We start from the raw sequence: 12,372 nt of genomic DNA on the forward strand, positions 1-12,372 counted from the left end.
AGAGCGATAACGCGTCCAGCGACTTCTCGGAGGAACGTCGGAATGCTTGGTTTGATGCAAGACTGGCCCCTGCTCTGCCACCGGATCATCGAACACGCCGCCAGGATTCATGGCAAGCAGGAGGTCGTTACGCGATCGGTCGAGGGACCGATCCATCGCACCACCTACGCCGAGATCCACAAGCGGGCGCTCAAGGTCTCGCAGGTGCTGGAGCGCGACGGCATCAAGGTCGGCGACCGCGTCGCAACGATCGCCTGGAACACCTGGCGCCATCTCGAGGTGTGGTACGGCATCATGGGAATCGGCGCCATCTGCCATACCGTCAATCCCCGCCTTTTCCCCGAGCAGATCGCCTGGATCATCAACCATGCACAGGATCGCATCGTGATGACTGACATCACCTTCGTTCCGATCCTGGAGAAGATCGCCGACAAGCTGCCAAGCGTGGAGCGCTACGTCGTGCTGACCGACAAGGCGCATATGCCTGAGACCACGCTGAAGAATGTGATCGCCTACGAGGACTGGATTGCGCAGGCCGACGGCAAATTCAAATGGAAGGACTTTGACGAGAACACGGCGGCGGCGATGTGCTACACATCTGGCACCACGGGCGATCCGAAGGGTGTGCTGTATTCGCATCGCTCCAACGTGCTGCACGCGCTGATGGCCAACAACGTCGATGCGCTCGGTACCAGCGCCTCCGAGACGATGCTGCCGGTGGTGCCGCTGTTCCACGCCAACAGCTGGGGTATCGCCTTCTCCGCGCCCTCGCAAGGCACCAAGCTGGTGATGCCCGGCGCCAAGCTCGACGGCGCCTCGGTCTATGAATTGCTCTCGACCGAGAAGGTGACCCACACCGCGGGTGTGCCCACGGTGTGGCTGATGCTGCTCCAGCACATGACCGCCAACAATCTGAAGCTGCCTGAGCTGAAGATGGTGATCTGCGGCGGCTCGGCGATGCCGCGCTCGATGATCAAGGCCTTCCTCGACATGGGCTCGAACGTCCGCCACGCCTGGGGCATGACCGAGATGAGCCCGATCGGCAGCGTCGCGGCGCTGAAGCCGCCGTTCCAAGACGCGACCGGCGATGCGCGGCTCGACGTGCTCCAGATGCAGGGCTATGCACCCTTCGCGGTCGAGATGAAGATCACCGACGATGCTGGCAAGGAGCTGCCCTGGGACGGCAAGACTTTCGGCCGCCTCAAGGTCTCCGGCCCCGCCGTCGCCAAGGCCTATTACCGGGTCGATGCCAACATCCTCGACGAGGACGGCTTCTTCGACACCGGCGACGTCTCGACCATCGACGAGGACGGCTACATGCGGATCACCGACCGCTCCAAGGACGTGATCAAGTCCGGGGGCGAGTGGATCTCCTCGATCGACCTCGAAAACCTCGCGGTCGGCCATCCGGCCGTGGCGGAAGCCGCCGTGATCGGCGTATTCCACCCCAAATGGGACGAGCGGCCGCTGCTCATCGTTCAGCTCAAGCAGGGCCAGCAGGCCAGCCGCGAGGACATCCTAAAGTACATGGACGGCAAGATCGCCAAATGGTGGATGCCGGACGACGTCGCCTTCGTCGACGGCATCCCGCACACCGCCACCGGCAAGATCCTGAAGACCGCGCTACGCGACCAGTTCAAGGATTACCGCTTCCCGAACGCGGCGGCGTAGGACTCATTCCGGGGTGATGCCAACGGCATCGAACTATGGTTCGCAATTGCGAACCTGAGAATCCCGAGATTCCGGGTTCGCCCTTCGGGCGCCCCGGAATGACGGGCAGGAGCAACCCGGTATCCCTTGAAATTGCCGCCGGGGCGTGGTCTCAACGCCTCCTATCGTCGCGCCAGATCGGCGCGGCACCGCCTCGAAAACCCCGGCAGAGCTCACCCGATGGCCCGCAGGATTTCCGCTCCCTACCAGTCGGAGCCCGTGTCCAGCCTCGCCAGCTGGGCGCGCAATCTGGCCGTGTTCGCGGTGGTGGCGGTGGCGGTGTCGATCATCGTCGTCCGGTTCGGCTTTCTGGAGCCGAAGCCCGCGCTCGTCACCTTCTTCGGCGGCCTCGCCATCGCCGCGCTCTCGATCCTGTTCGGCCTCGCCGGCTTCGCCGCGATCTGGCAGAACGGCTCGCGCGGCATGGCGCGCATCCTCCTCGCCTTCCTGATCGACGGCATGATCCTCGCCTACCCCGCCTATCTCGGCCTGCAATACCGCAAGCTGCCGGCGATCCACGACGTCACCACCGACCCGATCGACCCGCCCCGCTTCGACGCGCTGGCGCGCCTGCGCGCCGGTGAAGGCGCCAATACCGCGGTCTATGCCGGCCTCTATTCGGCCGAGCAGCAGCGCCATTTCTATCCCGATATCGAGCCGATCGAACTCGAGATCCCGGTCGACCGCGCCTATGCGATCGCGCTGCAGCTCGTCAACAAGCGCAAATGGCTCGTCATCGACGAGCGCGCGCCGCAGCCGCCGCGCCGCATCGGCCGCATCGAGGCGGTGGCGCGCACACCGATCATGGGTTTGCGCGAGGACATTTCCATCAGGGTCGTGCCCGACGGCGACGATTCCCGCGTCGATATCCGTTCCGCCTCGCGCTATTTCGATAGCGACCTCGGCAGCAACGCCGCACGCGTCAAGAAATTCATCGACGATCTCAACACCGCCGCCGATGCGGACGCGCTGAAGCCGGTGAAGAAGACCCCGGTGACGCCGCCGAAGGCACCGGCGAAGACGGTGAAGAAGTGACGCGCTAGCGTCATTCCGGGGCGGTCCGCAGGACCGAGCCCGGAATCCATTCATCCACCAATGCTGCGGCCGATGGATTCCGGGTTCGCGCTGACGCGCGCCCCGGAATGACGAGCTAAGCCATCCGATACGTCCCACCGATCACGGGATCGCCATCCGTCGCCACCACGCCGCGGGCGACCAGATCTTCCAGATGCGCCAGCACGGAATAGCCGGCAGCCGTCGTCAGCCGTGGATCGATGCCGATATAGATCGCGCGCACCATGGTCGGGATGTCGGCCTCGCCCTTGGCGAGGCGATGCAGGATCGAGGCTTCGCGCGCCTTGCGGTGGCGGATCAGGAAACGCACGAAGCGCGGGCCGTCCGGTATCTCGGGGCCGTGGCCCGAGAAATAGAGATCCTCCTCGCGGGCGGCCAAGCGGTCGAGCGATTCCATGTAGTCGATCATCGAGCCGTCGGGCGGCGCAACGATCGAGGTCGACCAGCCCATCACGTGGTCGCCGACGAAGTTGAATTTTCGCTCGGGCCAGGCGAAGGCGAGATGGTTGGCGGTATGGCCCGGCGTCGCCACCGCCTCGAGGCGCCAGCCCGCGCCCTCGACGACGTCGCCATGGGCGATCCTGGTATCGGGCGCGAAATCGCGGTCGACGCCGGATTCCGGATTGTGCTTCTCGCTCTCGAAGCGCGGGCGCGAGGCGCGGTGCGGGCCCTCGGCATAAACCGGCGCACCGGTCGCCTGCTTGATCCGCGCCGTGTTCGGCGAATGGTCGCGGTGGGTGTGGGTAACGAAGATATGGCTCACCGTCTCGCCGCGCACGGCATCGAGCAGCGCCGCCGCATGCGCCGCGTCGTCCGGACCGGGATCGATGATCGCGACGTTGCCCGTGCCGACGATGTAGCTGACCGTACCGGTAAAGGTGAACGGGCTCGGATTGTTACAGAGCACGCGCCGCACGCCGGGGCGGACTTCCTCGACGACGCCGGCCTTGAGTGGAAAGTTGCGGTTGAACGGGACGTCGTCGCTGTCGGACATCGGACTTCCTGTGCACTGCTGCCCCACACCTCGCCGTCATACCCCGCGAAAGCGGGGTATCCAGTACGCCGTAGCGTCCGTGGCCAAGGCGAGGTCTCTGGGATACTGGATCGTCCGCTCTAGTGCGCAATTGCGCACAGGGCGGACGACGACAGCCGAGCAAAACAACGGCCACGGAGTACGTGGCGACTAGAAAAACGCCTGAATGCCCGTGATGGCGCGGCCCAGGATCAGGGCGTGGACGTCGTGGGTGCCCTCGTAGGTGTTGACCGTCTCGAGGTTATGGACGTGGCGCATCACGTGGTACTCGATCGAGATGCCGTTGCCGCCGTGCATGTCGCGCGCGACGCGGGCGATGTCGAGCGCCTTGCCGCAATTGTTGCGCTTCATGATCGAGATCATCTCGGGGGCGAACTTGCCCTCGTCCATAAGGCGGCCGACGCGCAACGAGCCCTGGAGGCCCAGCGCGATCTCGGTCTCCATGTCGGCGAGCTTCTTCTGCACCAGCTGGGTCGCGGCAAGCGGCTTGCCGAACTGCTTGCGGTCAAGCGTGTACTGACGGGCGCGGTGCATGCAGTCCTCGGCCGCGCCGAGCGCACCCCAGGAAATGCCGTAGCGGGCGCGGTTGAGGCAGCCGAACGGGCCCTTGAGGCCGGAGACGTTGGGCAGCAGCGCGTCTTCCGGAACCACGACGCCGTCCATCACGACTTCGCCGGTGATGGAGGCGCGCAAGCTAAGCTTGCCGCCGATCTTCGGCGCGGAGAGGCCCTTCATGCCCTTCTCCAGCACGAAGCCCCGAATCTGGTTGTCGTGCGCGGCCGACTTGGCCCAGACCACGAACACGTCGGCGATCGGCGCGTTCGAGATCCACATCTTGCTGCCGGTCAGGCGATAGCCGTCCGAGACCTTCTCGGCGCGGGTCTTCATGCCGGCCGGGTCGGAGCCGGCGTCCGGCTCGGTCAGGCCGAAGCAGCCGACCCACTCGCCGCTGGCGAGCTTCGGCAGGTACTTCTTGCGCTGGTTCTCGTCGCCATAGGCGTAGATCGGGTACATCACCAGCGAGGACTGCACCGAATTCATCGAGCGATAGCCGGAATCGACCCGCTCGATCTCGCGCGCGACCAGGCCGTAGGCGACGTAGCTCGCATTGGCGCAGCCGTACTCCTCCGGCAGCGTGATGCCGATCAGGCCGAGTTCGCCCATCTCGTTGAAGATCTCGCGATCCGTCGTCTCTTCGAGATAGGCCTTGGCGACGCGCGGCATCAGCTTGTCCTGGGCGTAGGCGCGCGCGGTGTCGCGCACCATGCGCTCGTCTTCGGTAAGCTGCTCATCGAGCAGGAACGGATCGTCCCACTGGAAAGAAGCCGCAGCGGGCTTGTCCTTGGCCTGAGGGCGCACGCTCATGAAACGTCCTTTCGCGTCTGGTTCCGTCAAGAATTGCCCGACAAAGTAAAGCGCCGCGGCAACAAGTGCAATTGCATCCTGGTTTCGGTCATTCCGGGGCGCGCAATGGCACGAGCCCGGAAACAACGCCGTCAGATTTCGAGCTGCTCGTTGGCGACGATCTCGATGCCAAAGCCGGACAGGCCCTTGTAGTCGTGCACCGAGGACGTGAGATGCCGGATCGAGGTGACACCGAGATCGCGCAGGATCTGCGCGCCGACGCCGATCTCGCGCCACTGGCGGTTGCGGTCGGCCTCCGTCGACGTCTCGTCCGGGAGCGGGGCCACCGGCACGCCGGCTGCGCCGTCACGCAAATAGACCAGCACGCCACGGCCGGACTTCTCGAAATGCTCGAGCACGGCCGCCATGCGCTTGTGGCCGGTGAAGATGTCCTTGACGATGTTCGGCTTGTGGAAGCGCGTCAGCACGTTCTTGCCGTCGCCGACGCCGTTGTAGACGAAGGCGACGTGGGCGATGGAGTCGAACGGCGAGCGATAGGCATAGCCCTGCAAGGGGCCGATCGGGCTGTCGGTGACGAAGGTCGAGACCCGCTCGATCAGCTTCTCACGCACCTGGCGGTAGGCGATCATGTCCGCGATGGTGACGTGCTTGAGCTTGTGCTGGACGGCGAAGCGGGCGACCTGCTCGCCCTTCATCACGCTGCCGTCGTCGTTCATCAGCTCACTGATGACGCCGACCGGCGGCAGGCCGGAGAGCTTGCAGAGGTCGACGGCGGCCTCGGTATGGCCGGAGCGCAGCAGCACGCCGCCATCCTTGGCGATCAGCGGAAAGATGTGGCCGGGCCGGGCGAAATCGTTGGCGCCGACATTGGGATTGGACAGCGCGCGGCAGCACGAGGCGCGCTCATCGGCGGAGATGCCGGTGCCTCCGTCGGGCTTGTAGTCGATCGAGACCGTGAACGCGGTGGTGTGCGCGGAATCGTTGTGGGCCACCATGGGATCGAGCCGCAGGCGGCGCGCGTCCTCCGTGGTCACGGGCGCGCAGACGATGCCGGAGGTGTGGCGGATGATGAATGCCATCTTCTCGGCGGTGCAGAGCGAGGCCGCGACGATCAGATCGCCCTCGCCCTCGCGGTCCTCGTCGTCCGTGACGACGACGAGCTCGCCCCTGGCAAAGGCCTGCAAGACTTCCTGGACGGTATCGGGCATTTCCCAATCTCTATCGGTTATGAGCCGGGGGCTCAGCGGACGCCTTAGCCGGACTTGGCCCCAAGCGCTAGTGTCCTGGACGCAACCGCATATGCCGGATGGCCGTCGGGGCGGCGGGTCTCAGGCTTGCACCGAAGATACCAGGGATATAGGCGCACAAACCCCGGATGGAAGACGACCGGACGCCGTCAGGGCAGCACCTCTCGCCGCTCGCCGAGCCGCAGGTCGAGCTCGGCGCGCTTGTCCGCGAGCAGGCCGGCCTGGGCGGCCTCGATCACGGTAAACAGCTCGTGGGCGTCGCTGAGCCGGGTCACGGTGACGTAGCTGGCGCCGGCCTCGTAGAGCTCGCCCACGTCCGACAAAAGATCGGCCGTAGCCACGATCATGGCGGTCGGGTTGAGGGTGCGGACGTGGCGGACGAGCTTCTCGTTGCTGGCGCCCTTGAGAAGCGCATCCGGCACGCTGAGGATGATCATCTCGGACTTGCCGACGCCGGCATGGAGCAGCGTGTCCGCGCTGCTGATGTCGCCATAGATCACGTGCAGGCCGCGCGAAAGCAGGGTCTGGTACACATTGGGGTTGAAATCGACCACGGTGATCTGCTCGAGCAGCACCGGCGCCTGCCGTTCGATCTCGGCCAGCAGCGCGCTCGCCGCGCGGAAAAAGCCGAGGATGACGATGCGGCGGGCCTCGCCATGGCCGCCCTCGTGGCCCTCCTCGGCATGGCCGTTGCCGTGATCGAGATCGCGCAGGCCGATCCGCTTCAACGGGCCGATCGCCCAGCGGGTGATCTCGTCGCTGCGCGTCATCACGAAGGTCGAGAGCACGGCCAGCACCACGAAGGCGAAGGAGGCCGCGTTCGCCGTTTCGGCGGCGATGTGGTTGTCGGTGACCCCGGTCTGGATCACCACCAGCGAGAATTCCGATATCTGCGCGAGGTTCAGGGCCGGCAACAGGCTGGCACGCAGCCCCTGCTTCATCAGGTAGAGCGGCGTGAAGGTCGTGACGAGCCGGCTCACCACCGTGAACGCCGCGATCATCAAGGCAAGCCCGATCACGGAGAGGCCGGGCACGGGAATGGTCATGCCGAGCGCGACGAAGAACAGCGTGATGAAGAAGTCGCGCAGCGTGGTGACCTTGGCGGTGACGTCGAGTGCATAGGGAAAGGTCGAGAGCGAGACGCCGGCGATCAGGGCGCCCATCTCGCGCGACAGCGACAGCCGCTCCGCGGTCTCGGCGACGAGAAAGCACCAGGCGAGCGCGCCGAGCAGGATCAGTTCGGGCCGGCGGGCGATCTGGTGGAAGAGGCGCGGCAGCACATAACGGCTGACCAGCAGCGCCGCTGCGACCAGCACCGCGACGCGGCCGATCGAGAGCAGGATGACGCTCACTTGCAGATTGGCAAGACTCGGCTGCACCGCCAGAAACAGGATGGCGAAGATATCCTGGAGCACCAGCACGCCGAGCGTGATGCGGCCGGGCAGCGTGTCGAGCTCACGCTTCTCGTAGAGCACCTTGACGATGATGACGGTGCTCGACAGCGCGCAGGCGATACAGAGATAGACCGCATCGAAATGGCCGCCGCCGAGCGACAGGCCGATGCCGGCGAAGAACAGGACCCCGAGCAGGCAGCCGCCGAGCAGCTGGCCGCCCGCCGCGAACAGGATCACCCTTCCCGCCCGCACGATCTTCTTCAGGTCGATCTCAAGGCCGATCATGAACAGCATGAAGATCAGGCCGAGCTCGGAGATGACGCTGATCGATTCCTGCGACTTGACCCACCCGGCACCGAATGGACCTATGCAAAAGCCGGCGATAAGGTAGGCCAGGATCAGCGGCTGCCGGGAGAAATGGGCGAGCAGGCCCAGCATCCAGGCAAACAGGATACAGAGAGTGATGTCGCGAATGAGCTCGTGCATGCCAAATTGGTCCGTTTCGCCGCACCCTAGAGACGGGTTGCGCCGCGGCAAGCGAGCAATTCGTCACATGCGGATCGTGCTCTGGCTGATAGCCCTGCTAGGTTCATTCGCGTCCGCTTTGCCGGCCGCGGCCCAATCCAAGGTCAATATCGAACAAAACTTTGCCGATTCGCTCACCGCGCTGCCGAAGGAGGAACTGGCCGTCGCCGGCGGGTTCTATGTGCCGGCCTATTCCAGCGTCGCGATGAGCCAGGGCAAGCTGCGCGTCGATTTCTCGGTGACATTGAGCGTTCACAACGCCTCCGAGACTCAGCCACTGGTGGTCAAACGCATCGCCTATTTCGACACTGCAGGCAAGCAGGTCGAAAGCTATCTGAAGGCGCCGGTGGCCTTGAGGCCCCTCGCCACCGTCTCGATCTTCATTCCGACCGACGACGTGCGCGGCGGGACCGGAGCCAATTTCCTCGTCGACTGGGCGGCAACCGGCGAGATCGCCGAGCCGGTGGTCGAGGCCTTGATGGTTGGCGGCGTCGCCAATGCGCATTACGCTTTCATCAGCCAGGGACGTCCGACCCGGACGGCCACAAAGAAGTAGAGGGCCGTCCGACCCGGACGGCCGGCAAGACGTAAAGCAGGCCGGTGCAAAGCCGGTCGCTCAACAAGAACAAAACGAGGAACGCTCCCATGACGTCCAGCTTCGATTTCGCGCCCCTGTTTCCCGCAGGGCTGCCGGCCCCTTCCGCGCGCTGGACGGGCCTTGCCAAATACAGCTTCGTCGGCGGCAACAATGATTCCGAGCAGGTGCCGCTGGACGAGCTGATCGAGGCGGCCAACCTCGCCCTGCAACGCGAGGGCCGATCGCTCGCCACTTACGGTCTGGCGCATGGTCCGCAAGGTTACCTGCCGCTGCGCGAATTCCTCGTCTCCAAGCTGAAGCGCGATGCCGGCGTCAACTGCACGGTCGACGATCTCCTGATCGTCTCCGGCTCGCTCCAGGCGCTCGACCTCGTCAACAATACGCTGCTCGCCCGCGGCGATACCGTGATCTTCGAGCAGGACAGCTATCAGGGCTCGCTGAACCGCCTGGCACGGCTCGGCGTCAACGTAGCAGGCATTCCGCTCGATGCGGACGGCATGCGCATGGACGTGCTGGCCACGACGCTGGCCGACCTGAAGAGCCGCGGCATCCGCCCAAAATACATCTACACCATCCCCACGGTGCAGAACCCGACCGGCAGCATCATGCCGGAGAGCCGCCGCGCCGAGCTGGTGCGGCTCGCCGCCGAGTATGGCGTGCCGATCTTCGAGGACGACTGCTATGCCGATCTCGTCTGGTCGGGACAGCGGCCGCCGGCAATCTACGCGATGAGCCCGAACGGCGGCGTGATCCATATCGGCTCGTTCTCGAAATCGATCGCGCCGGCGCTGCGCGTCGGCTTCGTCGTCGCGCCCTGGGATGTGATGTCGCGGATGCTGTCGCTGAAGACGGATGCCGGCTCCGGCGCGCTGGAGCAGATGGTGCTGGCGGCCTATTGCAAGCCGCATTTCGCAAGCCACGTGCCGGCCCTGACGAAGGTGCTGCGCACCAAGCTCGATACGCTGATGGAAGCCCTCAACGAGCAGTTCGGGACGGCGGCGGAGTTCGAAGAGCCCAAGGGCGGCATCTTCCTGTGGGTGAAGCTGCCCGACCAGGTCGATACGCTGAAGCTGTATCAGGCCGCGCTTGCTGCCGGCGTGTCGATCAATCCGGGGCCGGAATGGTCGACCAACAAGGGCCATTCCAGCTCACGCCTCAGGCTGTGCTTTGCCAGCCCCTCACATCAGCAGATCCGCGAGGGCGTCGCTGTGCTGGCCGAGGTCTGCCGCAGGGAGTTCGGCGTGCCCGCCCGCAGCGCCAATGTGGAGAAGCGGGCTTAACGCCTCATCAAGCCGCCTGGGGCTGGCTGCCGTGGATCGCGGAGGCCAGCCGCAGCAACAGGACGATCGAGACGTTGCCCTTGCCGGCCTCGATCTGGGCGATATAGCGCTCGGAAATCCCGGAGCGGCGGGCCAACTCCCGGCGCGACAGGTCGCAGCGCATGCGCGAGGATCTCAAGCGGTCGCCCAGTTCGGCCAAAAACGCGGTCTCCGAATAAGGCGGCACGGCACAGCTGCCCGGCAGCACTTCGCCCGCAAAATCCATGACTTGATTCAGCATTGGTCTATCCACGTTCGCCTTCGGGAAGCGCCATCCTAGCCTGGAAGCGGCCGGCCTCATTGACGCGGATCAAATTCGCGCGCGATCGGCGGCTGCCGTGGACGACCGCGGGCGGGATGCTACACTTTGGAATTCTTCGAGGTGGGGCCTTTCAGGACATGACGCGTTGTATGAGCCGCTGGACCACGGCCGCGGTGGTGTGGGTCGCGTTCACGTCCACGGCCGGTGCCGAGACGCTTGCGGCGACGGTCGAACAATGGGGCCTGCTCGGCTCATGGGCGGTCGATTGCGCGGTCCGGCCCGACCGTGACAAGGGTGCGCTCCTGACTTACGAAATCCAGAAGGATGGCCGGGTGATGTACCGGCGCAATTTCGGCGAGGCCAAGGACGAGAACGAGGTCGTGTCCGCCACGGTCAACGCCGAGGGCCTGCTCAATGTGATGGTGTACTTTCCATCGCTGCATCAGACCCGCGAGTTCGGGCTGCTGCTGGCCAAGGACGGCAGCCTGCGCGCGATCTACAATCGCAGCGAGCGCGGCGCGTACACGATCAGGGACGGCAAATACGTCGCCACGGGCGCGCCGACGCCTGCGCAGCAACGCTGCGATTGAGCATCTGAACATCCGTTCAGAATTCTCCGCCAGTTCCTCCGGAACGTTCGCACGCACGCGCCGTTCTCATCTGCATTGGATTGGAGGAGGACATCATGAAGAAGCTTGGTTATGTGGTTGCTGCTCTCGGCGCGTTCGCGATCATTGCACCGACGATGGCGAGTGCCGAAACGGTGGTGATCAAGAACGGCCACCATGGCTACGGCGCGCGCGCCGAAATGCGTGAGCATCGTGATCATGGCTGGCATCGCGGCTGGCACCATCGCGATCGTGTCGTCGTGGTCAAGCGCAACCATCACCACTGGGACTAACGCGCAACGCAACATGGAAATGGCCCCTTGCGGGGCCATTTCTTTGTGTGCGCAACATGCGCTTGGTCAGTCCCACGCCGGCGCAAAGCCGGGATTGACGCAGCGCCTGTCCTTCGGCAGCGCGGCGATCTTCTTGCGGTCGGCATCGTCGAGCGTGATCTTCAGCGCATCGAGATTGGCCTGCTGGCTCTCGCGGCGCGAGGCCTTCGGGATCGCCGCGACGCCGCCCTGGTCGAGCAGCCATTTCAACGCAACCTGCGCAGCGGTCGCGTTGTGCTTGGTGCCGATCTCCGCCAGCACCGGATCGGAGGCAATGCGCCCCTGCGCCAGCGGGCAATAGGCGACCAGCGGAATCGACCTGGCATTGAGATAGTCCAGCACCTTCGATTGATCGAGCATCGCGTGATATTCGATCTGGTTGCAGGCGATCGGCGCCCTGATCTCCTCGACCGCGATCTTGAGCAGCGCCGTGGTGAAATTGGCGACGCCGATCGCCCGCGTGCGCCCCTCCTCGTTCAGCTTCATCAAGGTCTCGAACACCGCGCCCCAGTTCGCGGACCTGGACGGCCAGTGCACGAGATAGAGATCGACATGGTCGAGCCGGAGCTTCTCCAGGCTGGCGTCGAAGGCCCGCCGGATCGCATCCGGTGCCAAATTCTCATGCCAGACCTTCGTCGTGACGTGCAGCTCGCTACGCGGCAGCCGGGCCGCGGCGAGCGCGGCGCCGATGGATTCCTCGTTGGCATACATTTCAGCCGTGTCGATGTGGCGATAGCCGACCGACAGCGCGCTCTCGACCGCGGCACGGCAGGCATCGCCCTGCATGCGGAAGGTGCCGAGGCCGAGCTTGGGCATGCTGATGCCCTGTGTCTTCAGATTGTCCATAAAACAGGCTCCTGACGTATTTCAGCCCGCTGAGATGCCCGCGGTGAGGCCGTGGGGAC

At 65.0% G+C, this 12,372-nt stretch carries 12 protein-coding genes; 6 read left to right on the plus strand and 6 right to left on the minus strand.

Features of this window, described 5'->3' with window-relative positions; all coding sequences use genetic code 11:
• The first annotated feature begins 42 nt into the window (after window positions 1-42).
• A complete protein-coding gene (locus E4K65_RS31265; RefSeq protein ID WP_135177391.1) occupies window positions 43-1,671 on the plus strand; it encodes a fatty-acid--CoA ligase in 1,629 nt (542 codons plus the stop codon).
• Window positions 1,672-1,890: 219 nt separating this feature from the next.
• On the plus strand, window positions 1,891-2,745 hold the full coding sequence (locus tag E4K65_RS31270; protein ID WP_135177392.1) for a DUF1499 domain-containing protein: 855 nt from the start codon (window positions 1,891-1,893) through the stop codon (window positions 2,743-2,745).
• A 115-nt stretch (window positions 2,746-2,860) separates the two neighbouring features.
• On the opposite strand, the gene E4K65_RS31275 is transcribed toward E4K65_RS31270, so the two are convergent.
• The 4 genes from E4K65_RS31275 to E4K65_RS31290 all read right to left on the minus strand — a co-directional run bounded on the left by E4K65_RS31275 (window position 2,861) and on the right by E4K65_RS31290 (window position 8,309).
• Window positions 2,861-3,778 carry an MBL fold metallo-hydrolase gene (locus E4K65_RS31275; protein ID WP_027546211.1) on the minus strand — a complete coding sequence of 306 codons (918 nt, stop codon included), beginning with the start codon at window positions 3,776-3,778 and terminating at the stop codon, window positions 2,861-2,863.
• Between the two features lie 189 nt (window positions 3,779-3,967).
• Window positions 3,968-5,182: an acyl-CoA dehydrogenase gene (locus E4K65_RS31280; protein WP_135177394.1), complete on the minus strand. Its 1,215-nt coding sequence runs from the start codon at window positions 5,180-5,182 to the stop codon at window positions 3,968-3,970.
• A gap of 131 nt (window positions 5,183-5,313) precedes the next feature.
• The gene (gene ribB, locus E4K65_RS31285) at window positions 5,314-6,390 is read right to left on the minus strand and encodes a 3,4-dihydroxy-2-butanone-4-phosphate synthase (RefSeq protein WP_135177395.1); all 1,077 of its coding nucleotides are present in this window, start codon (window positions 6,388-6,390) and stop codon (window positions 5,314-5,316) included.
• A gap of 188 nt (window positions 6,391-6,578) precedes the next feature.
• Window positions 6,579-8,309: a cation:proton antiporter gene (locus tag E4K65_RS31290; RefSeq protein ID WP_135177396.1), complete on the minus strand. Its 1,731-nt coding sequence runs from the start codon at window positions 8,307-8,309 to the stop codon at window positions 6,579-6,581.
• A gap of 67 nt (window positions 8,310-8,376) precedes the next feature.
• On the opposite strand from E4K65_RS31290, the gene E4K65_RS31295 reads away from it, so the two are divergent.
• Together E4K65_RS31295 and E4K65_RS31300 are read left to right on the plus strand one after the other, a co-directional pair.
• A complete protein-coding gene (locus E4K65_RS31295; protein WP_167771291.1) occupies window positions 8,377-8,904 on the plus strand; it encodes a DUF3124 domain-containing protein in 528 nt (175 codons plus the stop codon).
• Window positions 8,905-8,993: 89 nt separating this feature from the next.
• Window positions 8,994-10,226: an aminotransferase-like domain-containing protein gene (locus E4K65_RS31300; protein WP_135177398.1), complete on the plus strand. Its 1,233-nt coding sequence runs from the start codon at window positions 8,994-8,996 to the stop codon at window positions 10,224-10,226.
• 7 nt (window positions 10,227-10,233) lie between these two features.
• Here E4K65_RS31300 and E4K65_RS31305 read toward each other — a convergent pair whose 3' ends face one another.
• Window positions 10,234-10,506: a helix-turn-helix domain-containing protein gene (locus E4K65_RS31305; RefSeq protein WP_027546217.1), complete on the minus strand. Its 273-nt coding sequence runs from the start codon at window positions 10,504-10,506 to the stop codon at window positions 10,234-10,236.
• A 170-nt stretch (window positions 10,507-10,676) separates the two neighbouring features.
• Between E4K65_RS31305 and E4K65_RS31310 the strand changes: the two genes are divergently transcribed.
• Both E4K65_RS31310 and E4K65_RS31315 read left to right on the plus strand, forming a co-directional pair.
• On the plus strand, window positions 10,677-11,117 hold the full coding sequence (locus tag E4K65_RS31310; protein WP_235885788.1) for a hypothetical protein: 441 nt from the start codon (window positions 10,677-10,679) through the stop codon (window positions 11,115-11,117).
• A 95-nt stretch (window positions 11,118-11,212) separates the two neighbouring features.
• A complete protein-coding gene (locus E4K65_RS31315; RefSeq protein ID WP_135177399.1) occupies window positions 11,213-11,428 on the plus strand; it encodes a hypothetical protein in 216 nt (71 codons plus the stop codon).
• 66 nt (window positions 11,429-11,494) lie between these two features.
• On the opposite strand, the gene E4K65_RS31320 is transcribed toward E4K65_RS31315, so the two are convergent.
• Window positions 11,495-12,313: an aldo/keto reductase gene (locus tag E4K65_RS31320; protein WP_135177400.1), complete on the minus strand. Its 819-nt coding sequence runs from the start codon at window positions 12,311-12,313 to the stop codon at window positions 11,495-11,497.
• Window positions 12,314-12,372: the final 59 nt, after the last annotated feature.

This window comes from Bradyrhizobium niftali, from assembly GCF_004571025.1.
In the GTDB taxonomy this organism is placed as follows: Bacteria; Pseudomonadota; Alphaproteobacteria; order Rhizobiales; family Xanthobacteraceae; genus Bradyrhizobium; species Bradyrhizobium niftali.

Coding starts and splice junctions, on each gene's coding strand:
- E4K65_RS31315 (WP_135177399.1), top strand. CDS start 11,213: ATGAAGAAGCTTGGTTATGTGGTTGCTGCTCTCGGCGCGTTCGCGATC.
- E4K65_RS31310 (WP_235885788.1), top strand. CDS start 10,677: ATGAGCCGCTGGACCACGGCCGCGGTGGTGTGGGTCGCGTTCACGTCC.
- E4K65_RS31270 (WP_135177392.1), top strand. CDS start 1,891: ATGGCCCGCAGGATTTCCGCTCCCTACCAGTCGGAGCCCGTGTCCAGC.
- E4K65_RS31290 (WP_135177396.1), bottom strand. CDS start 8,309: ATGCACGAGCTCATTCGCGACATCACTCTCTGTATCCTGTTTGCCTGG.
- E4K65_RS31305 (WP_027546217.1), bottom strand. CDS start 10,506: ATGCTGAATCAAGTCATGGATTTTGCGGGCGAAGTGCTGCCGGGCAGC.
- E4K65_RS31275 (WP_027546211.1), bottom strand. CDS start 3,778: ATGTCCGACAGCGACGACGTCCCGTTCAACCGCAACTTTCCACTCAAG.
- E4K65_RS31300 (WP_135177398.1), top strand. CDS start 8,994: ATGACGTCCAGCTTCGATTTCGCGCCCCTGTTTCCCGCAGGGCTGCCG.
- E4K65_RS31265 (WP_135177391.1), top strand. CDS start 43: ATGCTTGGTTTGATGCAAGACTGGCCCCTGCTCTGCCACCGGATCATC.
- E4K65_RS31280 (WP_135177394.1), bottom strand. CDS start 5,182: ATGAGCGTGCGCCCTCAGGCCAAGGACAAGCCCGCTGCGGCTTCTTTC.
- ribB (WP_135177395.1), bottom strand. CDS start 6,390: ATGCCCGATACCGTCCAGGAAGTCTTGCAGGCCTTTGCCAGGGGCGAG.
- E4K65_RS31295 (WP_167771291.1), top strand. CDS start 8,377: ATGCGGATCGTGCTCTGGCTGATAGCCCTGCTAGGTTCATTCGCGTCC.
- E4K65_RS31320 (WP_135177400.1), bottom strand. CDS start 12,313: ATGGACAATCTGAAGACACAGGGCATCAGCATGCCCAAGCTCGGCCTC.